We start from the raw sequence: 25,167 nt of genomic DNA on the forward strand, positions 1-25,167 counted from the left end.
AAGCACGCCCTGTGGGCGTACTCAATGCCGCCTTCTATGAAGGCGGATTATTACTTACAGCAGCTCCCGCGCGGCGGATACAATGTCATGCGCCGTCAGCCCATACTCTTTTTGTAGAAAATCCTGCGTTCCCACCTGACCATAGCGCTCTTTCACGCCCACGCGCCGCATCGGCACCGGGCACGTTTCCACTAACACTTCCGCCACGGCCGAACCCAGCCCGTTATGAATGCTGTGATTCTCACAGGTGACAATCCGCCTGGTCTTCTCGGCGTAGTTCTTCACCAGCATGCGGTCGATAGGTTTTAAGGTAAACATATCAATTACCGCCGCACTAACACCTTCCTGCCCCAGTTGCTGCGCTGCCGCAAGCGCCTCAGCCACCATTATGCCGTTGGCAATCAGCGTAATATCCGTACCGTCACGCAGAACATTGCCTTTGCCGATGGTGAAGTGTGAACCTGGCTGATAAATAGTGGGCGCCTGTTTACGAATGGTGCGCACCCAGTAGAACCCTTCCAGGTGAGCCAGTTGGTTCAGAATATCGGCAAACATCACCGCATCCGTCACCTCCAGCACCACTGAATGAGCCAGACCGCGCACAATCCCCATATCTTCAAACGACATGTGTGTACCACCATTGTGGCAGGCGGTCACACCGGCATCGGAGGCGATGACTTTGACATTGTTACGCTGATAATCGAGCGACATAAACAACTGGTCGAAACAGCGGCGGCTGGCAAATGCCGTAAAGGTATGCACAAAGGGTTTGCGTCCGGTCAACGCCAGACCCGCTGCCGTACCAATGACATTTGCCTCCATGATGCCGCAGTTGATCACCTGTTGCGGATACTTTTTATGCACACCATCCATTGCCATCGAACTCATCAGATCGGCTTCCAGCGCGATAATGTCGCTGCCTGCTTCAATCTGATCGCTGATAAAACCGGCATAAATTTTGCGCATCTCGATACTGTCTTTGCTACCGATTTCGGCCACCTTAATCATGCGCCGCCTCCAGTTGTTCGATGGTTTCGTTAAGCGCCTGCTTCATCTCTTCTGTCAGGCGTAAGTGGTGCGAGTTACTCATCTTTTCGAGATACGGCACCCCTTGCCCTTTAATGCTGTCAAGGATCACCAACCGTGGTCGGGCATCGGCAGTCGGAACCGGCTTCACCACTTCCAGAAGCGCGGCGATGTCATCACCCTTCACCGTATAGACATCAAAACCGAAGGCGCGGAATTTCCCCTCCAGATCAAAAGCGCAAATGATCTCATCCAGCTCGCCGTCCAGTTGCTGCTTATTCCAGTCCACAAACACCGTCAAGTTGTTGAGCTTGTGATGAGCAATAAACTGGAACGCTTCCCAACACTGCCCTTCGTTCAACTCGCCATCACCAACGATGCAAAACACACGGTTGGGCCTGCCCGCCAGTTTATGTCCCAGTGCCATTCCTCCGGCAATAGAAATGCCCTGACCAAGCGATCCAGTGGTCGCATCCACGCCCCGGGTTTTTAAGCGATCCGGATGGCTTGGCAAGCGGGTGCCGTTCTCATTGAGCGTTTGCAGCATCTCCTGTGGGAAATAGCCTTTCAGCGCCAGCGTGCTGTAAAGCGCCGGGCCAGCATGGCCTTTCGACAGCACGAAGTAATCGCGCTCCGGCCAGTCCGGATCGGCCGGATCAATTCGCATGACGTCGCCATACAGTACGCCAAGCGTTTCCACCACTGACATACTGCCGCCATAGTGACCAAAGCCCAGGTGTGTCAATGCTTTCAGGGTTTCGATGCGAATATCCCGCGCAAACTGTTTCACTTCTGCAATTGTGCTCATGACTTCGCTCCGCTCTTTTCTTCCGTGCCATTGGCAGCAGGTTTACCCTTCGACATCAGATTCCAGATGACCAATGCGACGAATACCGCCACCACCAGCCCGGTAATCGCCAGCGGCGACAGGTAACGCGCCAGATTGCCCAATACAATGCCGATAAAGCCAAAGTCAGCATCAGAGAAGGTCGTATTGGCAAAGCCCAGCGCACCGAGCACCGGCAACAGCAAGACTGGCAGGAAAGTGATGAGTAATCCGTTGGCGAAGGCGCCGATCATCGCACCACGTCGTCCGCCGGTAGCGTTACCAAACACACCCGCCGTCGCACCGGTGAAGAAATGCGGTACCACGCCAGGCAGGATAAGTACCAGTTTCATCTGGCCGAGCAGGAATAACCCTACCAGCCCGCCGAGAAAACTGAACAGGAAGCCGACCAGCACCGCATTTGGCGCATAGGGATAAACCACCGGGCAATCCAGGGCAGGGCGAGCGTTGGGCACCAGTTTTTCGGAAAAACCGGTAAAAGCAGGTACAATTTCCGCCAGAATCAGACGTACGCCTTGCAGGATAATAAATACGCCAGCAGCAAAGGTGATGGCCTGAATAATCGCGTAGACGAGGAAGTTCTGCCCGGCGCTGAGTTGACTCTCAACGTAATCACGCCCGGCGCAAACAGCTAAGATCATGTAAATAATGATCATCGTCAGCGAGATGGAGATCGAGCTATCACGCAGGAAGCTCAGGTTTTTCGGCAGGTTCATCTCTTCCGTTGAGCGTGAGCCCTTACCGCATTTACTGCCGATCCAGCCAGACAGCACGTAGCCAAGCGTACCGAAATGGCCGAACGCGATGTCATCGTTGCCGGTGATCCGTTTCATATAACGCTGCGCTATCGCCGGGAAGAACGCCATCACCAGGCCAAGGATCAGCGAACCAGTGAACACCAGTCCGACACCTTCAAAGCCAGCGACGGTGAGGATCACCCCAATCATGCACGCCATATAAAAGGTGTGGTGTCCGGTCAGAAAAATATATTTCAGACGCGTAAAGCGCGCGACAATAATATTCGCCACCATGCCGAACGCCATGATCAACGCCGTTGATGCACCATATTTCTCCAGCGCAATTGAAACAATCGCTTCGTTATTTGGAATGATCCCCTGAATATTAAAAGCATGTTCAAACATGCCACCCAGTGGATTTAACGAGCCGACTAATACTGTTGCACCACCGCCCAGTACGATAAAACCGAGAATCGTTTTGACCGTGCCTTTCACGACATCGGAAAAGGATTTTTTCTGCGCTACCAGGCCAATCAGCGCAATTAATCCCACCAATATGGAAGGGACTTTCAATATATCAACAACAAAGTTTAGCGTTTCAAGGATAAACATATCCACCTCGCTTTATGCATGCCGCACCGTTGTGCAGCGCATCCGGTTGATGTTAACGGTTGGCGAAGAAAGCGCTGATTTTCGCTTCCAGTTCATTGATATCAATGATGTTGCTGAGGACAACTAACTGGTTTTCCGGCACGCTGGCGCTGGCGGCAATATCTTTTGCCATGACAAACACATCGGCGGCACCGGGTGTGGCTGAAGAGAGGTCGGAATGCTCGACCTCAGCTTCGATATTCAGTTTTTTGAGAACTTTCTTAATATTCATTTCGACCATAAAGCTACTGCCCAGGCCGGATCCGCAAATTGCCATTATTTTCATTGTATTTACCTTTTTTGAGTAGAGTACGACCGCATCACCCATAGCAGGCAATGTGTAATCACTGGTGAAAAATAAAAAATCAGAAACGCTGAATAATGTTTTTAATTTCCTCCAGGCTGTTTGCACGATGTAATTGCGCCATATCCTTATCACTTGAAAATAGTTCCGCCAACGCGGCGATCATTTCAATATGGCTATGTTTATCCGGCGCGGCCAACATAATGATAGTGTCAACCGGATCCGCATCCTCTGCGCCAAAATCGACGCCGCGAGACAATTTTAATAACGATAATCCTAACCCTTTAGCCCCCTCTTCCGGCCTGGCATGCGGCATTGCCAGCCCCGGTGCCAGTACATAGTACGGCCCCAGTTTCTGGTGCTGGGCGACAATGGCTGTCACATAATCCGGCGCGATCGTGCCGGATGTGAGCAGCGGTCTGGCACAAATCTCCAGCGCCTGCGGCCAATTCTCCACGCCATCAAGCACCTGAATCGTCTTGTCGTTAAGCCATTGGTCTAACACTTCACACTCCTTATCAGGGATAAGATGGGCAAACTTTATGCAAGTCAGCGTCGCTTATCCGTGATGATAGTCGCAAAGATAGCGCTACCAACAGTAATGATCGAAAAATGTGATAGCGCTATCAGATATGAAAACGCAGGGGAATTCGCAGAAAAAGCAGGGCTTTCCGGCGTATACTGCCTTGAGATGACTCATAACTCAGCGCCTGAGATATCAGGGCTGTCAGGAAACGGAATGGCAATTACCCGAAAACGTCGGAGCACAGGAAAAGTCACCCTTGCCGATGTCGCCCAGCTTGCTGGCGTCGGCACCATGACGGTCTCGCGGGCATTACGTACCCCGGAACAGGTTTCAGATAAATTGCGTGAGAAGATAGATGCTGCCGTGCAGGCGTTGGGGTATATGCCCAATCTGGCGGCCAGCGCGCTGGCTTCGGCGTCATCCTGGACTATCGCGATGGTGGTACCGAGCCTTGCCGAATCCGGCTGCTCGGAGATGTTCGCCGGTTTGCAGCAGGTTTTGCAGCCTGCCGGCTATCAGATCATGCTTGCCGAGTCGCAACACCGACTGGAGCAGGAAGAGAAATTGCTGGAAACGCTGCTCGCGTCTAATCTGGCCGCCGCCATTCTGCTCAGCGTTGAGCACAGCGACATGGTACGCCACTGGCTGAAAAACGCCTCCATTCCGGTGATGGAAATTGGCGCAGTGCGCGCTGATCCGATTGATATGAATATTGGCATCGATAACGTTGCTGCGATGTTCGAGCTGACGCAAATGCTGGTACAGCGAGGGTACCAGAATATCGGCCTGTTGTGCGCCAACCAGGAACAATGGATTTTCCAGCAGCATTTGCAGGGCTGGTACAAAGCGATGCTGCGCCACCATATGTCGCCGAACCGGGTTATTAATGCCGCCGCACCGCCGGTTTTCTCCACGGGCGCGGCACAACTGCCGGAGTTTTTGCTGGCGTGGCCGGAACTGGATGCGCTGGTGTGTGTCTCGGATGAACTGGCCTGCGGCGCACTGTACGAGTGCCAGCGGCGCCGTATTAAGGTACCGGATGATCTAGCGATAGTCGGCTTCGGCGACAGCGACGTCAGCCGGGTATGCCAGCCGCCGTTGACCACTATTTCCGTGCCGCACCGCAAGATTGGTATTGAAGCAGGCCGCGCGCTGCTGGCACGCCTGAATGATGAAACCTGGGAGAACAAAACGCCGATAGCACCGACGTTTTGCCTGCGTGATAGCTGCTAGGCTGTGTCCCGTAATTGGTCGTGGTGGCGACGCTGGGCACAGCCTAGTCGGCTTCCGGGGTTTTTTCCGCATCGTTGCTGGCATTGCGGCTCATCCATAACGCAAGCGCTTTCAGGGAATCAGGAGTAAATTCATCACAGCGGGTAGTGATCTCTTCCGGTGTCATCCAGAAGACCTCGCTCACCTCTTCTTCCTGCAACGCGAAAGGCCCGTGAGAAACACAACTGAACAATCCGCCCCAGACGCGGCAATGTTCATCTTCAAAGTAGAACTGGCCATGTTCGGCGAAGGGAACACCGGCAATACCCAGCTCTTCTTCAGCTTCACGGCGTGCGGAATCCAGTAAAATTTCACCGGCCTGCACCACACCACCAGCGGTGGCATCCAGCATACCGGGCATGAAATCTTTGATTTCGGTACGACGCTGCACCAGAATTTTGCCCATTCCATCATGCACCACAATGTAGGTTGCGCGATGACGCAAACACTGCGCCCGCATCTGTTGCCGGCTTGATTGCGCGATCACTTCATTGTCTTCATTGACAATATCCACCCACTCCATGCCTGCAAAATGACTCTGTTCCACCATCGGGAAATCTTCTCTTTGTGGCGCTCTTTTGGCGCGTTTCGGTTGAAAGGTAAATTACGGATTAATCGCGACCTGCGCAATAATCCGCTGATCATTAAGTGCGATCACGCGCAATACGCCCTCTTCCAGCATGCCATAACTGGCGGCAAACCCACCTTTGGGAATACTCACCGAGCCGGGATTGAAGTGGAAAATGTCGCCCCGCTGTTCCGCTACCGGAATGTGCGTATGGCCATAAACCAGCACATCTCCTGTCGCCAGCGGCGGTACATTATCCGGGCCAAGCAGATGTCCATGTGTCAGAAACAGACGGCGTTCTGCTAACAGCACTTGCTGCCAGGGCGCGGTAATCGGGAAATGCAGTAACATTTGATCCACTTCGCTGTCACAGTTACCGCGCACGGCGATGATGTGGCTGGCCTGCTCATTAAGCCGCTCAGCCACTTGCGCCGGTGCATACCCCTGCGGCAGCGCGTTGCGCGGCCCGTGATTCAACACATCGCCGAGGATCACCAGCCAGTGTGCATCGCTTTGAGCAAACAGTTCCAGTACGCGCTCCGTCGCGGGCAACGACCCATGAATGTCCGATGCAAACATCAGTTTCATCACTGCACCTCATGTGGAAGAAAACAGCCCATGATAACGGAAGTCTGCGGGCTTATCAGCCTGAACGCTTAGCGGAAAGTGCAACATAGCGCTGAACGGACGAGCGCTGCCACTGGAATGTGGCATACTCCGCCAGCAGCTCCGGCACCGTATCGCCATTCATCACCAGCCGGTTGAGCATCAATGCCAGATCGACATCCGCAATACACCACTCGCCAAACAGATTCGACTTACCGTGCGCCAGCAGATCGCCAGCGATAGCAAACAATTTTTCCGCACTCACCTGCCCACCAACGCTGAGCGGCGCTTTCTTCTCGCCAGCGAAAACGACCTCTGTCGAGCGCTCTTCACGGATAGGCATTAAATCGCTACGCAGCCAGGCCTGGATTTGCCGGGCTCGGGCGCGTTTTTGCAAGTCGTGTGGGTAGATGCGCTCCCATTCCGGCGGCGCGAAACGCTCTTCGAGATATTCCGCAATCGCCGTCGATTCGCTGAGTTCGAAGCCCTCAATCGCCAGAACCGGCACACGATGCGTCAGGTGGTAACCCGGCCAACCCGGCGTATGCTGAGCGCCGCTGGCCAGATCGACGGTTTTAAGCGAAAAAGGTAAACCTTTTTCATGCAGCGCGACATATGCCGATAGAACATACGGGGAGAAATAATTGGCATCGGACCATAACGTGATAGCCGGTTCGTTCATAACATCCTCGTTTAATGATGAGCTTTTTCTTCAAAATATAACGTCCTGTTCAGGCTGTCACTTAATGAAAACTCAGCAGCCAGAGGGAACATCTATACTCTGGGAGTGACGATTATTCTTAGAGCCTGGCCCATTAGGCTATTAGACCTGGAGTATTGATGATAGACCTCTATTTCGCACCCACACCAAACGGCCATAAAGTAACACTATTTCTGGAAGAAAGCGGGCTAGAATACCGCCTGATCCGCGTCGATATCAGCAAAGGCGACCAGTTTCGTCCGGATTTTCTGATTATCTCCCCGAACAATAAAATCCCGGCTATTGTCGATCATATGCCAGCCGATGGCGGCGCGCCGTTGAGCGTGTTTGAATCTGGCGCGATTCTGCTTTATCTGGCGGAAAAAACGGGAAAATTACTCAGCGATGAACTGCGTGAACGCCATATCACCTTGCAGTGGCTTTTCTGGCAGGTTGCCGGTTTGGGCCCAATGCTCGGGCAAAACCATCACTTTAACCACTTTGCGCCGCAGCCAGTACCATATGCCATTGAGCGCTATCAGGTCGAAACCCAGCGTCTGTATCAGGTCTTGAATAAGCGGCTGGAGCGGGTGCCATGGCTGGCAGGCGAGCATTATAGCATTGCGGATATTGCCGCCTGGCCGTGGATCCACTCTCACCAGCGCCAGCACGTGAATCTTGAGGATTATCCCGCCGTGTTTAACTGGTATGAGCGCATCCGTACCCGTCCGGCTACCGAGCGGGCGCTGCAAAAAGCACAGCAGCTATGAAAGCCAGGTAACCTGTTCTGATAGTTAAAAAAATCCGTGAAATGTGTTCGGTATCGCATGCGAATTTGAGCCGCTCACTTATGCTGAAATGGAACATCACCAAAGGAGGGAAACATGAAGATACTGATTACTGGCGGGACTGGCCTGATTGGTCGTCATCTCATCCCTCGGCTGCTGGAGCTTGGGCATGCCGTTACCGTTGTCACACGCAGCCCGGCCAAAGCGCAACAGCTACTTGATGGCCGCGTGACGCTGTGGAAAGGGCTAAACGATCACACTCATCTCAATGAGTTTGATGCAGTGATCAACCTGGCAGGCGAGCCGATCGCCGATAAACGCTGGAGCGAAGAACAGAAGCAGCGTCTGTGCAACAGCCGCTGGCAGATAACGCAACAGCTAGCGGATTTGATTAAGGCCAGCGACACACCGCCGCACGTGCTGATTTCTGGATCTGCGACAGGCTACTACGGCGATCTCGGTGAAGTGGTGGTCACGGAAGAGGAACCACCACATAACGAGTTCACCCACAAACTTTGCGACCGTTGGGAGCAAATTGCCTGCGAAGCGCAAAGCGAACGCACCCGCGTTTGCCTGCTGCGTACCGGTGTGGTGTTCGCACCACAGGGCGGGATCCTCGGCAAGCTGCTGCCGCTGTTTCGTCTCGGTCTCGGCGGCCCAATTGGCAATGGCCGTCAGTATCTGGCGTGGATCCATATCGACGATATGCTAAACGGCATTCTCTGGCTGCTGGATAACGATCTGCGCGGGCCGTTCAATATGGTTTCACCCTATCCGGTGCGCAATGAGCAGTTTGCTCACACACTCGGCCATGTGCTGCACCGACCGGCCATTATGCGCGCGCCCGCTTTTGCCGTGCGCCTGATGATGGGCGAATCCTCCGTTCTGGTGCTTGGCGGCCAACGCGCACTGCCGAAACGCCTCGAAGCCGCCGGTTTCGCTTTCCGCTGGTACGATCTGGAAGAGGCGCTGGAAGATATTGTAACCTCTTAATTTTCGTGGCTCCGCCAGCGCGTTTGCAGTGGTAAGATAAGACGCGTTACCACCGTAAGGGCGCTGGCATGACGTTGTACACTTCCCGTTTGATCCTCTCCTCGTTTGAACCTTCCGACTGGCCATTTTTCCTGCAACTGCGCAGGAATAGCAGCGTGATGCGCTATATGGGCGAGATCGCCTCTGAAGATCATATCCGCACCTTGTTTGACGATCGTCTTGCCGATCGTCACGCTTTTATTATTCGCAACGAGCAGCATGCTTCGGTGGGTGATATCGGTCTGCGTATCAGCCAGCACAACCCACAGGAAGCCGATGTCGGCTACGCAATTGCACCCGCAGCGCAGGGGCAAGGCATTGCATCAGAAGCGCTACAGGCGCTGTGCAATTACGCGTTTGATAGCAAGGTACAGGCACTTAACGCCTGGGTGCTGGCAGAGAATCAGGGGTCGGTGAGAGTACTGGAAAAAAGCGGTTTTCAGCGTGTACAGGTGCTGGAAAAAGCCTACCTGCTGCACGGCGAATACCATGACGACTGGATTTACCGGCGAGAAAAAGCATAGATTGAGGCCGCCTGTACGGCGGCCTTATATCACTTCAGTGAACCCTTGAGGAACTGTTGCAAACGCGTGCTTTTCGGGTTACCGAACAGCTCATCCGGCGCGCCCTCTTCTTCAATCTTGCCCTGGTGCAGGAAGATAACGTGGGTGGAAACATGGCGGGCAAAGCCCATTTCATGCGTTACCACCACCATGGTTTTCCCCTCTTCCGCCAGTTGCTGCATAATGCGCAGCACTTCGCCCACCAGCTCAGGATCGAGTGCCGAAGTCGGTTCATCAAACAGCAATACTTCCGGTTCCATCGCCAGTGCGCGAGCAATGGAAACACGCTGCTGCTGACCACCGGACAAATGCACCGGATACTTTTGCTGCTGCATCTCATCAATGCCGACTTTAGCCAGATATTTCACCGCGCGCTCGCGGGCTTCCTGCTTGCTCAAGCCCAGCACCTGAATCGGTGCTTCCATGACGTTCTCCAGCACCGTCATATGGCTCCACAAGTTGAAATGCTGGAACACCATCGTCAGACGCGTGCGCAGCAGACGCAACTGGTGTTTATCCGCAACCCGCAACTGGCCATCTTTATCACGTACCAGATTGATATTCTGGCCATTGACCACGATGGTACCTTCGCTCGGTTTTTCGAGGAAGTTAATACAGCGCAAAAAGGTACTTTTGCCGGAACCGGAGGATCCGATAATGCTAATGACATCGCCCGCGTTGGCCTGCAACGAGACGCCCTTCAGCACTTCATGTTCGCCGTAGCGTTTGTGCAGATCGATAACGTTTAATTTATTCTCAGACATCGTGTTCTCAGTGCGTCGAAGAAGGTTTCATATGCTGCAACCAGCGCTTTTCCGCCTTGCGGAATAAGCTAATCAGCACATAAGAGATAATCAGATACAGCACCGCAGCAATACCAAACGCGGTAAACGGCTGGTAAGTTGCAGAGTTGATATCACGGGCAATTTTCAGCAGATCCGGCACCGTAGCGGTAAAGGCCAGCGCCGTTGAGTGCAGCATCAAAATCACTTCGTTGCTGTACGCTGGCAGCGCAATGCGCAGTGCCGACGGCAGAATAATGCTACGGTACATTTTGAACGACGAAAAACCATAGGCCCGCGCCGCCTCAATTTCGCCGTGCGGCACCGAACGGATCGCCCCGGCGAAAATCTCAGTGGTATAGGCACAGGTATTGAGCGTCAACGCCAGCACCGTGCAATTCAGGCCGCTACGAAAGAAGGCATTCAGCAATTCGGTGCCCTTGACGATCTCCAGCGTGTACATACCTGAGTAGAACACCAGCAACTGAACATAGAGCGGCGTACCGCGAAACACGTAGGTAAATAACCAGATCGGGAAGCGGATAAATTTATTGCTGGAAACACGTCCGATAGCCAGAAACACCGCCATCACGCCACCCATCGCCACCGATGAAATCAACAGCCACAGGGTAATTGCCACGCCCGTCAGGCGATAACCGTCGCTCCACAGCAGCGATTGCCAGTACTCGTGAATGATCTCGATCACAGATCAGCCCTCTTCACACCCACGGAGTAGCGATGTTCGAGAAGAAGCAGCACACCATTGGAAACCGTTGTAAAAACGAGGTAAATCACCCCGCAGACGATAGCAAAATAGAAGGGTTCCCAGGTGCTTTTCCCGGCGAGCTGAGTGGCTTTGACCACATCTTCCAGCCCCAGCAGAGAAACCAGCGCAGTCGCTTTCAGGATCACCTGCCAGTTGTTACCAATCCCAGGCAGTGCATAACGCATCATCGACGGGAACAGGATGCGGCGGAAGATTTGCCGACCAGTAAAACCAAACGCCGTTGCCGCTTCAATATGTCCTTTCGGTACCGCCATATAGGCACCGCGGAAGGTTTCCGTAAAATAAGCGCCGTAAATAAAACCGAGAGTAATAATACCAGCGACCATCGGATCGATATCCAGTTGATCCATACCCAGTGCATCCGTGATGCTGTTGAGAGCGATTTGCAGGCCGTAAAAAATCAGCAGCATCAATACCAGATCCGGCACACCGCGAATAAGTGTGGTATAGCCTTCAAAGATCAGCGCCAGCAGCCGGTTTTTCGACAGTTTCGCCCCAGCACCCACCAGACCAATAAGCACCGCCAGCACCACCGAGCTGATGGCCAGCTCCAGGGTGACTAACGCACCGTGTAATATAACTTGAGAAAACCCGTACAGCATGCAGCCAGTCCTGTCGTATGTGGTGTTTTACCGTGTCTCTTCCCCTCCCAATATGAGAGGGGCTGCACGTTAAGCACGGGTGGTATTAGCCACCATAAACATCAAAATCAAAGTATTTCTTCGCCAGCTTTTCGTAAGTGCCATCAGCGCGCATTTCAGCAAACGCTTTGTTCAGCGCATCGCGCAGTTCGGTGTCGCCTTTGCGCATGCCCATGCCAGTACCGACGCCAAACAATTTCTCATCTTTGATGGACGGGCCACCAAATTTATAATCTTTGCCAACCGGCGTTTTCAGGAAACCTTCACTGGCTGCCACTTCATCCTGGAACGCGGCATCAATGCGGCCGGCAGTCAGGTCAGAGTAAATGTTGTCCTGGCCCTGATAGGAGACGATTTCCACCCCTTTTGGTGCCCAGTTTACGTTACCGTAAGTTTCCTGCGTGGTGCCCTGCAACACACCAATGCGCTTGCCTTTCAGCTTGTCCAGATCCGGCTGGACGTCAGAGTTTTTCGCTACCACCAGTCGGGAATCCGCCGCGTAAAGCTTGTCGGTGAAATCAATTTCCTGCTGACGTTTTTCGGTAATGGAGAGCGATGACATGATGGCGTCGATTTTTTTCGCTTTCAGCGAGGGGATCAGTGCATCCAGCGGGTTCTCAACAAACACACACTGGGTTTTGATGCGTTTGCACAGCTCTTTCGCCAAATCGATGTCAAAACCGATCAGTTCCCCTTGCGCATTCTTCGATTCGAAAGGCGCATAAGTGGGATCAGTACCAATACGTAATTTTTGCGGAATGGCTGCGAACACAGTAGAAACGCTGGAAAACGCAAGCACCAGCGAAAGAGAGAGCACCAGTTTTTTCATCATTATCCTCAACAGACTGTCTTTCCTAAGGGAATTTTTATAACAATACGGTGCCGTTATCGTGCCATCATATGCCCTGGCAAGGCAAAAAATTATGCCCGCGCGCTGGCTTTTTTTTGCAGTATGAATGCTTAACTATGCATTCATGCACCACCGCAGTGCAATGAGCGCACCACAACGAGACATTTACCGTATAAATGCACCACGCCAGTTATTTCACGTGGTGCATATTTCCCTCATCCCGGATAAGCCGGGTTATGCAGCCTTAATCGCCATAGACATTAAAGTCGAAGTACTTTTTGGCGAGTTTGTCGTAGGTACCATCTTTACGCAGTTCGGCAAACGCTTTGTCGAACGCAGCTTTCAGCTCAGTATCATCCTTGCGCAGACCAATACCGGTGCCGTCGCCGAAGTATTTCTTATCTTTCACTGACGGGCCAGCGAAAGCGAAGCCTTTCCCGGCAGGTTGTTTCAGGAAGCCTTCGCTGGCAGCGACTTCATCCTGGAATGCAGCATCCAGACGGCCCGCAGCGAGGTCGGAGTAAATCAGATCCTGGTTCTGGTAGGCCACGACATCAATGCCTTTGGTACGCCAGTTATCATTGGCATAAGCTTCCTGAGTAGAGCCCTGCAATACACCAACATGCTTGCCTTTCAGCGAATCCAGCGTCGGCTGAATAGATGAACCTTTGGCGGCGATCAGGCGGGAATCGGCGGCGTAGAGCTTGTCAGAGAATGCAATTTCCTGCTGACGTTTTTCCGTAATCGACAGGGAAGAGATGATGGCGTCGATTTTCTTCGCTTTCAGCGACGGGATCAGCGAATCAAAATCGCTGCCGACCCAGGTGCATTTCACATGAATGCGTTTGCACATTTCGTTGCCGAGATCGATATCAAACCCCACGAAGTCCCCTTTCGCATCTTTCGATGAGAACGGCGCATAGGTTGCATCAGTACCGATGCGCACCGTGTGGGGAAGCGCTGCAAAAACGCTGGCTGTCGCTGACAGGCCCAACAGTAAAGACAGAGCGAGAACCGTCTTCTTCATACATTACCCTCAAGTGTTCTGTTTTTTATTCTGTATTACGTTGTGTTGTGTTGCTGGCAGTTACCTTGCACGTCTTATGCCAGTTTCCCGCAGTCGGAAAAAGACCGCGTTAAATTTGTTAATAAAACGTTGCAAACTTACTTAATGATGAAAGATAGCAGGTCTGCTGAACGAACCGGAGCGTTAGCACGGTGAAAAGAGGATTAAATGTTGAGGATATGATCGCGCTTGCAGAATTGCCCCAAAAAAGCGCATGCCGGGTAGCAGCGCACTACTTTGCAGCATCGCTCCCTTGCCAGCGGGTAAACAGATCTTCCGGCAACGCAATGTCAAATTGATCGAGCACACGGTTAACGGTCTGATCAATCACCGCCTCCAGGCTTTGCGGACGGTGATAAAACGCCGGTACCGGCGGCATGATCACTGCGCCCAGTTCCGCCGCTTGTGTCATCAAGCGCAAATGCCCAAGGTGCAGCGGCGTTTCACGTACGCACAACACCAGCGGCCTGCGCTCTTTCAGCACCACATCTGCCGCCCGCGTCAGCAGGCTATCGGTGTAGCTGTGCACAATGCCGGAGAGGGTTTTGATCGAACAAGGAAGGATCACCATACCTGCAGTTTTAAACGAACCGGACGAGATGCTGGCGGCGATATCACGCGCATCATGCACCACATTCGCCAGCGCCTGTACATCGCGCAGAGAAAAATCAGTTTCCAGCGCCAGCGTCTGGCGGGCCGCCTGACTCATTACCAGATGGGTTTCAACCTCGGCCACATCGCGCAGCACCTGCAACAGGCGAATACCGTAGATTGTGCCACTGGCGCCTGAAATCCCCACAATGAGTCGTTTCATGATTGTTGCCCCTTTTTTATCGGACGAACTTTGCCTGATTATAGAGGGCGTTGCAACAGATTGCGCCCCTCACGATGGAGGGGCACGGCAGGATTAACCTTCGTTATGCATCTCTAAGCTTTCCACTTCGTTCTGACGCTGCACCGCTTTGGCATCGTCATTACGCAGGGAGTCGAGATAATCAAGGTACTGCTGATCAACATCTTTGGTGACATACACACCGTTGAACACCGAGCACTCAAACTGCTGGATATCCGGGTTTTCAGAGCGGACAGCTTCGATAAGATCGTTGAGATCCTGGAAAATCAGACCGTCAGCACCGATGATCTGGCGGATTTCATCCACTTCGCGCCCGTGAGCGATCAGCTCATTGGCCGTTGGCATATCGATACCGTATACGTTCGGGAAGCGAATCTCCGGCGCAGCAGAAACGAGGTACACTTTTTTCGCCCCGGCTTCGCGAGCCATCTCGATAATCTGCTCGGAAGTGGTGCCGCGCACGATGGAGTCATCGACCAGCAACACGTTTTTATCGCGGAACTCGGCACGGTTTGCGTTCAGCTTACGGCGTACGGATTTACGACGCAGTTGCTGGCCCGGCATGATAAAGGTACGGCCGACATAGCGGTTTTTCACAAAGCCCTGGCGGTACGGTTTACCGAGGATACGCGCAATTTCTAGCGCGATATCGCAGGACGTTTCCGGGATAGGAATGACCACATCGATATCCAGGTCTTCCCACTCTCGCGCGATTTTCTCGCCCAGCTTAGTACCCATATTGACGCGGGCGCTGTAGACGGAAATTTTGTCGATAAAGGAATCCGGACGCGCGAAATAAACGTATTCGAACAGGCACGGGTTGCTGACCGGGTTATCCGCACACTGACGGCTGAACAACTGGCCTTTTTCGGTGATATACACCGCTTCGCCCGGCGCGACATCACGCAGAAATTCGAAGCCCAGCGTATCCAGCGCCACGCTTTCAGACGCCACCATATATTCAGTACGGCCATCGCCGATTTCACGCTTGCCCAGCACTAATGGGCGGATGCCATTCGGATCGCGGAAAGCCACCATACCGTGGCCAATAATCATCGCCACGCAGGCATAAGCACCACGGATCTGGCGGTTAGTGCTGGCAATGGCGGCAAAAATGTTATCCGCTTCCAGTGGGTAGTGGCGGAAGTTATCCAGCTCGCTGGCAAACACATTGAGCAGGATTTCAGAATCAGAAGTGGTGTTAATGTGGCGGCGCTTTTCTTCGAACAACTTTTTACGCAGCTCATGCGCATTGGTCAGATTGCCGTTGTGCGCCAGCGTGATGCCGTAAGGGGAGTTAACGTAAAAAGGCTGCGCTTCAGATGCGCTGGAACTACCCGCGGTAGGATAACGTACGTGGCCAATCCCCATATTGCCCTGCAGACGCTGCATATGGCGGGCCTCGAATACATCATTCACCAGACCGTTCGCCTTACGCAGACGGAAACAGTTGTTTTCGTCGATGGTGATGATGCCTGCGGCATCCTGCCCACGGTGCTGAAGCACCGACAACGCGTCATAAATCGACTGGTTTACCGGCATAAAACCGGCGATACCGACAATACCGCACATACGTCTTTTCCTCGTTAAGCCACATCTCAGGGCCTATGCCCTGGGCAAGAAACTCGACGAACTTTGCAGATAGTCAAAGAACCATCTGATGATGAAGCTGAATTGCGGGATAAGCTGCGACTTCTGCCAGTCTTCACTTTTCGACAGCCCGGTAAAGGTATCGAGAAAGAACAGAATGGCGGCGACGATCAGTACGCCGCGTAGCGCGCCAAAACAGATCCCCAGTACTCTGTCTGTACCCGACAGGCCAGTCTTCTCGACCAGCGCACCAATCACATAGTTAACGATAGCACCGACAATCAGCGTCGCGATGAACAGTACCGCGATGGCTATCCCATTGCGCACCAGTTCGTCTTCAAAGCCCGTGAACCAGACAGACAGGTAAGTGTAGTAATGACTGGCGACAAAGAAAGCACAACCCCATGTCACCAACGATAACGCTTCACGAACAAAGCCGCGGATCAGGCTTACCAGACAAGAAAAACCAATCACCGCAATGATGGCGTAATCAATCCAGACCATATGTGTCCCACGATTTTACGCCCTGTCGTCCAGTTCGGGGCGCATTCTAACAGAAAAAGAAAACGTTTGCGTAGGGATTTCCTTCCCGCGCGGAAATAAAAATGGCGCTGAAAAAATATTCAACGCCACGGTTCCGGTTGCCTGTCGTCAGGGCTTTATTTCCCCTCATCCCTGCCCGCTTTGCCGTGCAGAGAGGGATGAGAAGCGGCGCCGTTTTTTATCTTCAGCCCTTAGTTCGGCGTATACCCCATCACCACACCACTTAGCCCGGAGAGCTGTTTCAACTCCTCCAGTGAGCCTTTCAGCTTATCCCGTGACGCATCCGGCCCCACCAGAATACGGGTGATTTTACCCTGAACCGGCGTCGTCGGCGATGTGTAAACGCGATAACCTGCGCTACGCAATTTACCAACGATTTCATTCACTTTATCCGCATTCTTCAGCGCGCCAAGCTGTACCACATACGCTTTACCGGTCGGTACCGTTTTGTCGTCCTGCGCTTTTGCTGGCGGCGCGGATGTTTCGTTTGCCACAGCGAGTTGCTCGCTGGCTTTATCACGCGTTGCAGACGGCGCAGTTTGTTGCTGCACCTGCGGTTTTGGCTGTGGTTTAGGTTTCGGTTGTTCAACTGGCGTGCTGGTGGCTTCCGGTCGTGGAGTACCGTTCGCCGCCAGTCTTGAAGCATCCAGCGATGGTGCTTCTGCATCGCCAGCGCGTACCTCTTCGGCCGCGCCTTCCGGCGGCTGCGCCGGGAGCGCCTGCGTCACAGCTGGCATCATGTCCGGCTCATCACGATCGCCAGGTTTCGGCACCAGCGGGATCGCGGCAAATTCATCCTGATAATGTTTTTTCTGCCCGTCGAGAAGCCCGGGAAGAATTATCACCCCGAGCGCAACCAGCACAATGGTACCCATCAAACGGTTCTGAAACTTACTTGCCACCGGCTCTCCCCGCGTCCATCGCTTCCATGACATGTGCCACCGTGTGGAACGACCCACACACCAGAACAGTATCGTTGCTGCCAGCATCGGCCATCGCCGCCTGCCAGGCCTGCGCAACATCCGGCCACGCCCGGCCAGAATTCAGATGCTCCAGCAGTTGTTCTGCCGTTGCGCCGCGCGGCCCTTCCAGTGGGGCACAATACCAGCTATCGACCACCGGCTCCAGACAGGCAAGCGTCCCGGCGATGTCTTTGTCATGCAACATACCAATCACCGCCAGTACGCGGCCATTCTTCGGCAACATAGCAAGACGGCTGGCAAGGTAACCAGCAGCATGAGGATTGTGAGCAACATCGAGGATCAGACGCGGCGACTCGCTGACAATCTGGAAGCGTCCAGGCAAAATAGCATCGGCAATACCGTCACGGATCGCCTGCTCGCTGACCGCCAGCTTACTGGCGCGCAGCGCAGCCAGTGCGGTTGCCGCATTTGGCTGCGGTACCTGCGGCAGCGGCAAATTGGTAAGCTCGCCCAGGGCATCGCGAAAACGCCAGCCCTGCGCATTAACGTCATAATCCCAATCAACGCCCCGACGCAGCAACAGCGCACCCTTCTCCTGCGCCACATCGGCAATGGACTGCGGCATATCAGGTTCGCCAACCACAGCCGGTTTACCACTGCGGAAGACGCCCGCTTTTTCGCGGCCAATGCTTTCGCGATCCGGGCCGAGCCAATCGGTATGATCCAGCGCAATGCTGGTGACCACAGCGACATCCGCATCCACCATATTGGTGGCGTCCAGCCGACCGCCCAGCCCTACCTCAAGGATCACTACGTCGAGTTGCGCCTGCTTAAACAACCATAGCGCAGACAAAGTGCCATATTCAAAATAGCTCAGTGAAATCTCGCCACGAACGGCTTCAATCTCCGCAAAAGAGCGGGTATGTTCGCTTTCAACCAACTCCCCGCCCTGGATGCGCACGCGTTCGGTATAGCGCACCAGGTGCGGTGAACTGTAGACGCCAACCCGATAGCCCGCCGCCAACAGAATCGACTCCAGCGTACGACAAGTGGTGCCTTTGCCATTGGTTCCGGCGACGGTAAAGACAAACGGTGCGGGGTGTAGCACATCAAGGCGCGCCGCCACCTGGCTTACGCGCTCAAGCCCCAGATCGATGGTTTTACTGTGCAGGTTTTCCAGATAAGAAAGCCACGCGGCCAGGGGCGACGTGGCTTGCGGAATGCGTTTAATGTCCATGATGCCCGTTGATAATGTACGGTTTGTAAAGCAAAAGGGCAGCGCCTGGTGGCCCTGCCCTTCGGTATTATCAGGCTTCGCCTTCCTGATCGACCGGTAACGGAGTCACCGTGCCAACATGCGATTCATCCGGATTCGGCGCTGGTAGATTCATCAGCTTCGCCAGAATCCGCGCCAGCTTCAGACGCAGTTCCGGACGGCGGATAATCATATCAATCGCGCCTTTTTCGATCAGAAACTCACTGCGCTGGAAGCCCGGCGGCAGTTTTTCACGCACGGTCTGCTCGATAACGCGCGGGCCAGCAAAGCCAATCAGTGCTTTCGGTTCGGCGATGTTCAGATCGCCCAGCATCGCAAAGCTTGCGGAAACACCACCCATGGTCGGGTCGGTCAGCACGGAGATATACGGCAAACCGCGCTCCTGCATTTTCGCCAGCGCAGCGGAAGTTTTCGCCATCTGCATCAGCGACATCAGCGCTTCCTGCATGCGTGCGCCGCCGGAAGCGGAGAAACAGATCAGCGGGCAGTTGTCTTCCAGCGCCTGCTCGACGGCACGCACAAAGCGTGCGCCAACGACGGAGCCCATGGAGCCGCCCATAAAGGAAAACTCAAATGCCGCAGCCACAATCGGCATGCCGTGCAGCGTGCCTTTCATTACTACCAGCGCGTCTTTCTCGCCGGTCTCTTTCTGGGCTGTTGCCAGACGGTCTTTGTATTTTTTTGAATCGCGGAACTTGAGCACATCTTTCGGCTCAAGCTCGCTACCCAGTTCTACCAGCGAACCTTCATCCAGCAAGCTATGCAGGCGATTACGCGCTGACATCCGCATGTGGTGATCGCATTTCGGGCAGACTTCAAGGTTACGCTCCAGCTCGGCGCGGTACAGCACCTGGCCGCAGCTATCGCATTTTGTCCACACCCCTTCAGGGATACTTGCCTTTCGGGTGGGAGTGATGTTGCTCTTAATTCTTTCAATCCAGCTCATTGATAACCTTTATACATGAACCTGGTAGCCCATAAATGGTGCACATTAAAACATAACAGTTCGCAACTTGGGATAAAAAAATGGTCGAACCGCCATTGCGCCCTTATTTTATCTGCTTTGCCGCAGCGCGTCGGTGACGAATAATCTCAATCACACCCGGAAGTATAGACACTACGATAATTGCCACAATTAATAGCTTAAGATTTTCCTGAACCATCGGCAGGGTGCCAAAGAAATACCCGGCGTAGGTAAACAGCAGTACCCATAACAGCGCGCCCGCTACGTTGAAAAGGGCGAAGTGGCGGTAGGACATATGCCCCATCCCGGCAACAAATGGCGCAAATGTCCGCACAATCGGTACAAAGCGCGCCAGAATAATGGTTTTGCCACCATGCCGTTCATAAAACTGATGGGTTTTATCAAGATAGCTACGACGGAAAATCTTTGAATTCGGGTTACTGAATAATCGATCGCCAAAGAGTCGCCCAATGGTGTAGTTCACCGCGTCACCGGCAATTGCGGCGATAAGCATCAGTACAACCATCAGATGCACATTCAGATCGTTCGTGCCGAGAGAGGCCAGCGCACCAGCGACAAACAGCAGCGAATCCCCCGGCAGGAAAGGCGTAACCACCAGCCCGGTTTCGCAAAAGAGGATCACAAACAGGATCGCATAAACCCAGATGCCATACTGTGCGACCAGTTCCGCCATATGCACATCGATATGCAGGATGAAATCAATAAGGAAACGTATTAAGTCCATATTTATTTATGCCTTTTATGAATTGCGACTAGTCCGCAAGGAACAGCGGGCCCATTGGCGCAGTCGGAAGGTCGAAGCGCGCTGGGTAATCCACCGCCACCAGATATAGCCCTTCCGCTTTCGCCGTTGCTGCCGCCAGCGTGCGATCCTTGACCGCCAGCAACTCTGCTATCCAGCTCTCCGGCTGGTTGTTGGCACCCACTTCCATCAGGCTACCGACAATATTCCTGACCATATGATGTACAAAGGCATTGGCTTTTATATCAACCACAATGTAATTGCCGTAGCGACTGACGTTGATATGCATCAGATTGCGCCACGGCGTGCGCGACTGGCACTGCACCGCGCGAAACGAGGTAAAATCATTTTCGCCAAGCAGGCACTGGGCGGCGCGATGCATCCGCCCGGCATCCAGCGGCTGGTGATAATGCGTAACCCCGTGGCCTAACACCGCCGGACGTAAACGATGGTTGTAAATAATGTAGCGGTAACGGCGAGCCGTAGCGCTGAAACGAGCGTGAAAATCATCGGCAACAGTTTTTACCCAACGCACCGCGATGTCACCAGGCAAATTCGCATTAACCCCTAACGTCCAGGCGGCATCTTTGCGCAGCGAAGTCGTTTCGAAATGCACAACCTGCCCTGTCGCATGCACACCCGCGTCAGTTCTCCCGGCGCAGAACACGTTGATCGGTTCATTAGCAACCTGCGAGAGGGCCTTTTCCAGCCTCTCCTGCACACTGCGCACTTCTTGCTGACGCTGCCAGCCGTAATACTTGCTACCGTCGTACTCAATACCCAGCGCAATTTTGTAGACTGGCGCTTTGACTTCGTCCTGCATCAGTACAAATACTCCTGCACCAGTTTCTCGGCGGTTTTGACCGCCATCAGCGCGCCTCCGAAGCGTACGTTGTCGGCCACCGACCAGAACTGGATCTGCTCCGGCATGCCGTAATCATTACGGATGCAACCCACAGAAAGATGCGTCTGACCGGAAGCATCACCCACCTGAGTAGGAAACTCATTCTCTTCAGACAGCACAATTTCGTCAAAACGGGCAAATGCATCGCGCGCTTCTTCGGCAGCCAGCGGACGCAGTGCTTCAAAACTGACCATCTGCGCATGGCCGTAAAATACCGGCGACTGTACGCAGTTTACGGAGATCATCAGACCGTCATCCTGCAAAATTTTGCGCATCTGATCGATAACCACCCGCTCTTCACGCACGCTACCTTCGCTATCCGGCAGCAGCGGCAACATGTTGAACGCTAGCTGGCGGCCAAAATAGTCATCTTCATCAATCGGGATACCGTTCAGCAGCCTGGCGCTCTGCCCTGCTAACGCATCGACCGCCTGTTTGCCGCTGCGTGAAACAGACAGCATGCAGGTGACGGATACACGCGAAAAACCGCCTTCGTCAATCAGCGGTTTAATACCGGCCAGCAACTGGCTGGTCAGGCTGTCTGGCACGGCAACAATATTGCGGTTTCGGTAATCCGCAAGCACAAAGGGGTTTACGTCCGGCATGACCAGCGGCACATCCGGCTCCAGCGCAAACAGACCGCTGGTATCGATCACCAGGCAACCGGCGTTGGTGGCCTCTTCAATCCAGGTCGCAGATGCCTGCGCACCGGCGACGAAAAATGCCAGTTGCACCTGCGTCCAGTCAAAACTGGCAACATCTTCAACGCGCACGGTTTTACCCGCAAAACGTAAGTTTTCGCCCGCGCTCTCTTCTCTGGCCAGCGCGTACAGTTCGCCTACCGGGAACTGGCGTTCCTCCAGCGTTTCGAGCAAGGCTTCTCCGACAGCGCCAGTGGCGCCAAGAACGGCAATATTCCAGCCTTCAGACATGGTGATTTACTCCAGGAAATAAAGCGTCCCTGCGGCATTGTTCCGCAGGGAGCATTAAGAAGACATTAACGGGCCGGGGTGTGCGTGGCGTTAAAACCCAGTTGCCGCAACAGCGCGGCGGCACTGGCATCATTACACTGCACATACAGTGATGACCATTCGCGACGCTCAAGATAGTTTTTACGTAACTTATCAAATTCACCCGGCATACCTGCCACTTTTCGCAGCAGCGCATCGTCACGGCGCACATCATACACCAAATGAACCAGCCTTTTTAGCGTTGACTGATCGAGAGGACCGTGCAGCGTTATGCGGCCAAATTCCGGCGCAGGCAGTAGCGTATCGAGCGCTACCTGGGTACGTTTACCGATGAATTCACTATAAGCTTCAAACACTTGTGTTGTGCCACGAGCTTTGCCTTCAAGGGTATATCCGGCGATATGCGAGGTGCCAATGTCAACGCGTTGCAGCAGTTCCACGTTGAGGTCAGGCTCCGGCTCCCATACGTCCAGCACCACATGCAGCGCCTGTCCCGCCTGCAAACGCTGCAACAGCGCCGCATTATCTACCACCGGGCCACGACAGGCATTAATCAGAATAGTGCCAGGCTTCAGACGCGCCAGCAGGGCATCATCCGCCAGGTGCAGCGTTTTATACGGACCATCTTTAAACAACGGTGTATGGAAGGTCAGCACATCCGCTTCACGCACCAGCTCATCAAGTGAGCGGAAATCACCGCCATCGCCACGATCGGCGCGCGGCGGATCGCATAGCAGCGTGCGGATCCCCAGCGCTTCGAGGCGCGCCTGTAAGCGTCCGCCCACATTGCCCACACCGACAACCCCGACTGTACGATCTTTAAGAGCAAAGCCTTCGCGCTCTGCCAGCATTAATAGCGAAGAGAATACATACTCTACAACCGCAATGGCGTTGCAGCCTGGCGCTGCGGAAAAGCCGATCCCCGCTTGCTGCAAATATCCTTCATCGACATGGTCAGTTCCGGCGGTTGCCGTACCGACAAATTTGATTCCCGTCCCCTGTAATAATGCCTCGTTGACTTTCGTCACGGAGCGCACCATTAACGCATCAGCATCGGCCAGTTCCGAAAGCGGAATTGGACGACCGGGAACCGCTTTCACTTCACCCAGACGGCTAAAAAGATCGCGGGCATAAGGCATATTTTCATCAACAAGGATTTTCACGCTACAGTACCTGTTTGAGAACGGGAGTTGAGCGCGCAAGTGTGCCATAATCTCGCCGCCAGGCATACCTGCAATGCCGACCATCGCCATGCGACATGCGAGAGTGAGAGGAAATCCATGATGCAACCCATTCCGGGGACGCCCGCGCGCCCTCCCGGGCAAGAGCCGATACAAGCCGCGAGTAATGCCGGCGAACAGCCCTTATCCACCCTGCAACGTACCGTGCTGGAGCGACTGGTTATTCGCTTAATCGCGCTTACGCAGCAGCAAAGTGCAGAAGTATGGGCTGGTGTGAAACACGATTTGGGGCTGAAGAATGACGCTCCGCTGCTCTCGCGCCACTTCCCTGCTGCTGAGCAGAACCTCAATCAGCGCGTGGAAACTGCAACGCAGAACCACACCAACCGCCAGGTGGTTTCACAACTGACGGAGCTGTTAAGTCAGGGGAATAATCGCCAGGCGGTGAGCGATTTTATTCGTCAGCAGTTTGGTCAGACGGCGCTCAGTCAGTTAACGCCTCAGCAGTTAAAAACCGTGCTGACCATGTTGCAGAATAACCAGATCACCATCCCGCAGCCGCTGCAACGCCCGGCCACCGAGCGTCCACTGCTGCCTGCCGAGCACAACTCGCTGAACCAGGCAGTGACGAAACTGGCGGCAGCAACAGGCGAATCCGGTAAATTAATCTGGCAGTCGATGATGGAGCTTTCCGGCGTCAAAACCGGTGAGCTGATCCCGGCAAAACATTTCGCGCCGCTGATGACATGGTTGCAGGCGCGCCAGACATTAAGCACGCACAGCGCGCCCACGCTGCACACTATCCAGAGCGCCCTGAAACAGCCGCTGGATGATACAGAAATGCGTACTATTACCGAGTATGCCCGGCAGACATGGCAGGCCACGCCGCAGACAATCCTGACGACGGCACAGGTTCAGGACATTCTTAATCAGGTCTTTTTACGCCGCACAGAACGTGCGACGGGCACATTTGAGGTTCGTGATATTCAGCCCATTTACAGCCCGTTTGTCGCACCCATTGTCGAAACGATAAAATCGATTTCCACGCGCCCAGGGTTCTTTTTCATCGTCCTGCTTATCGTATTAGCGCTATTCTGGCTAGTGAGTTAAAAAATTCCCCTCCGGACGAGGTAATGCCGATCAGTTAAGGATCAGTTGACCGATCCAGTGGCTGTGTAAGAATCCGGAAACGCTCACTCGTTTCCGGATTTTTTTATGTACATTGGACAGGCCCTTGATTTGGTATCCCGTTACGATTCTCTGCGTAACCCACTGACTTCTCTGGGGGATTACCTCGACCCCGAACTCATCTCTCGTTGCCTTGCCGAATCAGGTACAGTAACGCTACGCAAGCGCCGTCTTCCCCTCGAAATGATGGTCTGGTGTATTGTTGGCATGGCGCTTGAGCGTAAAGAACCTCTTCACCAGATTGTGAATCGCCTGGACATCATGC

General features: G+C 53.8%; 29 protein-coding genes. 6 read left to right on the forward strand and 23 right to left on the reverse strand.

The genetic code is table 11. The features are described 5' to 3' along the window. Window positions 1-54: 54 nt before the first annotated feature. The 5 genes from GA0061070_RS12095 to GA0061070_RS12115 form a co-directional block, all read right to left on the reverse strand. Complete coding sequence (locus tag GA0061070_RS12095) at window positions 55-1,008, reverse strand: transketolase family protein (protein WP_090136390.1); 954 nt, start codon at window positions 1,006-1,008, stop codon at window positions 55-57. Next, window positions 1,001-1,834, reverse strand: coding sequence for a transketolase (locus GA0061070_RS12100; protein ID WP_090136391.1), 834 nt, complete (start codon window positions 1,832-1,834; stop codon window positions 1,001-1,003). The genes GA0061070_RS12095 and GA0061070_RS12100 overlap by 8 nt, the downstream gene beginning before the upstream one ends. Continuing rightward, the gene (locus tag GA0061070_RS12105) at window positions 1,831-3,222 is read right to left on the reverse strand and encodes a PTS ascorbate transporter subunit IIC (protein ID WP_090136392.1); all 1,392 of its coding nucleotides are present in this window, start codon (window positions 3,220-3,222) and stop codon (window positions 1,831-1,833) included. Before GA0061070_RS12105 ends, GA0061070_RS12100 begins: the two co-directional genes overlap by 4 nt. Before the next feature lie 52 nt (window positions 3,223-3,274). Next, a complete protein-coding gene (locus GA0061070_RS12110; protein ID WP_007371072.1) occupies window positions 3,275-3,547 on the reverse strand; it encodes a PTS sugar transporter subunit IIB in 273 nt (90 codons plus the stop codon). Between the two features lie 79 nt (window positions 3,548-3,626). Further along, entirely contained in the window at window positions 3,627-4,070 is a 444-nt protein-coding gene (locus GA0061070_RS12115; protein ID WP_090136393.1) for a PTS sugar transporter subunit IIA, read from the reverse strand. 234 nt (window positions 4,071-4,304) lie between these two features. On the opposite strand from GA0061070_RS12115, the gene GA0061070_RS12120 reads away from it, so the two are divergent. Next, a complete protein-coding gene (locus GA0061070_RS12120; RefSeq protein WP_074777078.1) occupies window positions 4,305-5,324 on the forward strand; it encodes a LacI family DNA-binding transcriptional regulator in 1,020 nt (339 codons plus the stop codon). 43 nt (window positions 5,325-5,367) lie between these two features. Here GA0061070_RS12120 and yfcD read toward each other — a convergent pair whose 3' ends face one another. Genes yfcD through yfcF form a run of 3 tightly spaced genes read right to left on the reverse strand, consistent with a single transcriptional unit; the run spans window position 5,368 to window position 7,219 of the window. Continuing rightward, complete coding sequence (yfcD, locus tag GA0061070_RS12125) at window positions 5,368-5,913, reverse strand: NUDIX hydrolase YfcD (protein WP_090136394.1); 546 nt, start codon at window positions 5,911-5,913, stop codon at window positions 5,368-5,370. Between the two features lie 54 nt (window positions 5,914-5,967). Beyond that, window positions 5,968-6,519, reverse strand: coding sequence for a phosphodiesterase (gene yfcE, locus GA0061070_RS12130; RefSeq protein WP_139109759.1), 552 nt, complete (start codon window positions 6,517-6,519; stop codon window positions 5,968-5,970). A gap of 55 nt (window positions 6,520-6,574) precedes the next feature. Beyond that, on the reverse strand, window positions 6,575-7,219 hold the full coding sequence (gene yfcF / locus GA0061070_RS12135; protein ID WP_090136396.1) for a glutathione transferase: 645 nt from the start codon (window positions 7,217-7,219) through the stop codon (window positions 6,575-6,577). 158 nt (window positions 7,220-7,377) lie between these two features. Between yfcF and yfcG the strand changes: the two genes are divergently transcribed. The 3 genes from yfcG to GA0061070_RS12150 all read left to right on the forward strand — a co-directional run bounded on the left by yfcG (window position 7,378) and on the right by GA0061070_RS12150 (window position 9,581). Then, window positions 7,378-8,007 (forward strand): GSH-dependent disulfide bond oxidoreductase, encoded by a 630-nt coding sequence (gene yfcG, locus GA0061070_RS12140; RefSeq protein WP_090136397.1) that lies wholly within the window; start codon window positions 7,378-7,380, stop codon window positions 8,005-8,007. Between the two features lie 114 nt (window positions 8,008-8,121). Next, on the forward strand, window positions 8,122-9,018 hold the full coding sequence (locus GA0061070_RS12145; protein WP_090136398.1) for a TIGR01777 family oxidoreductase: 897 nt from the start codon (window positions 8,122-8,124) through the stop codon (window positions 9,016-9,018). Window positions 9,019-9,086: 68 nt separating this feature from the next. Then, a complete protein-coding gene (locus tag GA0061070_RS12150) occupies window positions 9,087-9,581 on the forward strand; it encodes a GNAT family N-acetyltransferase (protein WP_090136399.1) in 495 nt (164 codons plus the stop codon). Between the two features lie 29 nt (window positions 9,582-9,610). On the opposite strand, the gene hisP is transcribed toward GA0061070_RS12150, so the two are convergent. The 15 genes from hisP to pdxB form a co-directional block, all read right to left on the reverse strand. After that, the gene (gene hisP, locus GA0061070_RS12155; protein ID WP_007371063.1) at window positions 9,611-10,384 is read right to left on the reverse strand and encodes a histidine ABC transporter ATP-binding protein HisP; all 774 of its coding nucleotides are present in this window, start codon (window positions 10,382-10,384) and stop codon (window positions 9,611-9,613) included. Window positions 10,385-10,391: 7 nt separating this feature from the next. Next, a complete protein-coding gene (locus GA0061070_RS12160) occupies window positions 10,392-11,108 on the reverse strand; it encodes an ABC transporter permease (protein ID WP_090136400.1) in 717 nt (238 codons plus the stop codon). Beyond that, window positions 11,105-11,791 carry a histidine ABC transporter permease HisQ gene (locus GA0061070_RS12165; RefSeq protein ID WP_090136401.1) on the reverse strand — a complete coding sequence of 229 codons (687 nt, stop codon included), beginning with the start codon at window positions 11,789-11,791 and terminating at the stop codon, window positions 11,105-11,107. The genes GA0061070_RS12160 and GA0061070_RS12165 overlap by 4 nt, the downstream gene beginning before the upstream one ends. An 85-nt stretch (window positions 11,792-11,876) precedes the next feature. Next, window positions 11,877-12,659, reverse strand: coding sequence for a histidine ABC transporter substrate-binding protein HisJ (hisJ, locus tag GA0061070_RS12170; protein WP_090136402.1), 783 nt, complete (start codon window positions 12,657-12,659; stop codon window positions 11,877-11,879). 265 nt (window positions 12,660-12,924) lie between these two features. Further along, window positions 12,925-13,707 (reverse strand): lysine/arginine/ornithine ABC transporter substrate-binding protein ArgT, encoded by a 783-nt coding sequence (gene argT, locus GA0061070_RS12175; RefSeq protein WP_090136403.1) that lies wholly within the window; start codon window positions 13,705-13,707, stop codon window positions 12,925-12,927. A gap of 271 nt (window positions 13,708-13,978) precedes the next feature. Beyond that, window positions 13,979-14,560 carry a UbiX family flavin prenyltransferase gene (locus GA0061070_RS12180; protein WP_090136404.1) on the reverse strand — a complete coding sequence of 194 codons (582 nt, stop codon included), beginning with the start codon at window positions 14,558-14,560 and terminating at the stop codon, window positions 13,979-13,981. Between the two features lie 93 nt (window positions 14,561-14,653). Next, window positions 14,654-16,171, reverse strand: coding sequence for an amidophosphoribosyltransferase (gene purF, locus GA0061070_RS12185; protein WP_090136405.1), 1,518 nt, complete (start codon window positions 16,169-16,171; stop codon window positions 14,654-14,656). A 33-nt stretch (window positions 16,172-16,204) separates the two neighbouring features. Beyond that, window positions 16,205-16,693, reverse strand: coding sequence for a colicin V production protein (cvpA, locus tag GA0061070_RS12190; RefSeq protein WP_007371056.1), 489 nt, complete (start codon window positions 16,691-16,693; stop codon window positions 16,205-16,207). Window positions 16,694-16,923: 230 nt separating this feature from the next. Further along, window positions 16,924-17,634, reverse strand: coding sequence for a cell division protein DedD (gene dedD / locus GA0061070_RS12195; protein WP_090136406.1), 711 nt, complete (start codon window positions 17,632-17,634; stop codon window positions 16,924-16,926). Next, window positions 17,624-18,892 (reverse strand): bifunctional tetrahydrofolate synthase/dihydrofolate synthase, encoded by a 1,269-nt coding sequence (gene folC / locus GA0061070_RS12200; RefSeq protein ID WP_090136407.1) that lies wholly within the window; start codon window positions 18,890-18,892, stop codon window positions 17,624-17,626. Before folC ends, dedD begins: the two co-directional genes overlap by 11 nt. A 70-nt stretch (window positions 18,893-18,962) precedes the next feature. After that, on the reverse strand, window positions 18,963-19,877 hold the full coding sequence (gene accD / locus GA0061070_RS12205) for an acetyl-CoA carboxylase, carboxyltransferase subunit beta (protein ID WP_090136408.1): 915 nt from the start codon (window positions 19,875-19,877) through the stop codon (window positions 18,963-18,965). Between the two features lie 103 nt (window positions 19,878-19,980). Continuing rightward, entirely contained in the window at window positions 19,981-20,640 is a 660-nt protein-coding gene (locus tag GA0061070_RS12210) for a DedA family protein (protein WP_090136409.1), read from the reverse strand. 28 nt (window positions 20,641-20,668) lie between these two features. Further along, entirely contained in the window at window positions 20,669-21,481 is an 813-nt protein-coding gene (gene truA / locus GA0061070_RS12215) for a tRNA pseudouridine(38-40) synthase TruA (protein WP_090136410.1), read from the reverse strand. Then, the gene (locus GA0061070_RS12220) at window positions 21,481-22,494 is read right to left on the reverse strand and encodes an aspartate-semialdehyde dehydrogenase (protein ID WP_090136411.1); all 1,014 of its coding nucleotides are present in this window, start codon (window positions 22,492-22,494) and stop codon (window positions 21,481-21,483) included. The genes truA and GA0061070_RS12220 overlap by 1 nt, the downstream gene beginning before the upstream one ends. 65 nt (window positions 22,495-22,559) lie before the next feature. After that, on the reverse strand, window positions 22,560-23,696 hold the full coding sequence (pdxB, locus tag GA0061070_RS12225; protein ID WP_090136414.1) for a 4-phosphoerythronate dehydrogenase PdxB: 1,137 nt from the start codon (window positions 23,694-23,696) through the stop codon (window positions 22,560-22,562). A gap of 120 nt (window positions 23,697-23,816) precedes the next feature. On the opposite strand from pdxB, the gene flk reads away from it, so the two are divergent. Together flk and GA0061070_RS12235 are read left to right on the forward strand one after the other, a co-directional pair. Then, a complete protein-coding gene (gene flk / locus GA0061070_RS12230; protein ID WP_167353572.1) occupies window positions 23,817-24,824 on the forward strand; it encodes a flagella biosynthesis regulator Flk in 1,008 nt (335 codons plus the stop codon). Window positions 24,825-24,929: 105 nt separating this feature from the next. Further along, on the forward strand, window positions 24,930-25,167 hold a 238-nt coding region (locus GA0061070_RS12235), incomplete at its 3' end, for a transposase domain-containing protein (protein WP_208598169.1).

Source organism: Kosakonia oryziphila, assembly GCF_900094795.1.
GTDB classification, from domain to species: Bacteria; Pseudomonadota; Gammaproteobacteria; order Enterobacterales; family Enterobacteriaceae; genus Kosakonia; species Kosakonia oryziphila.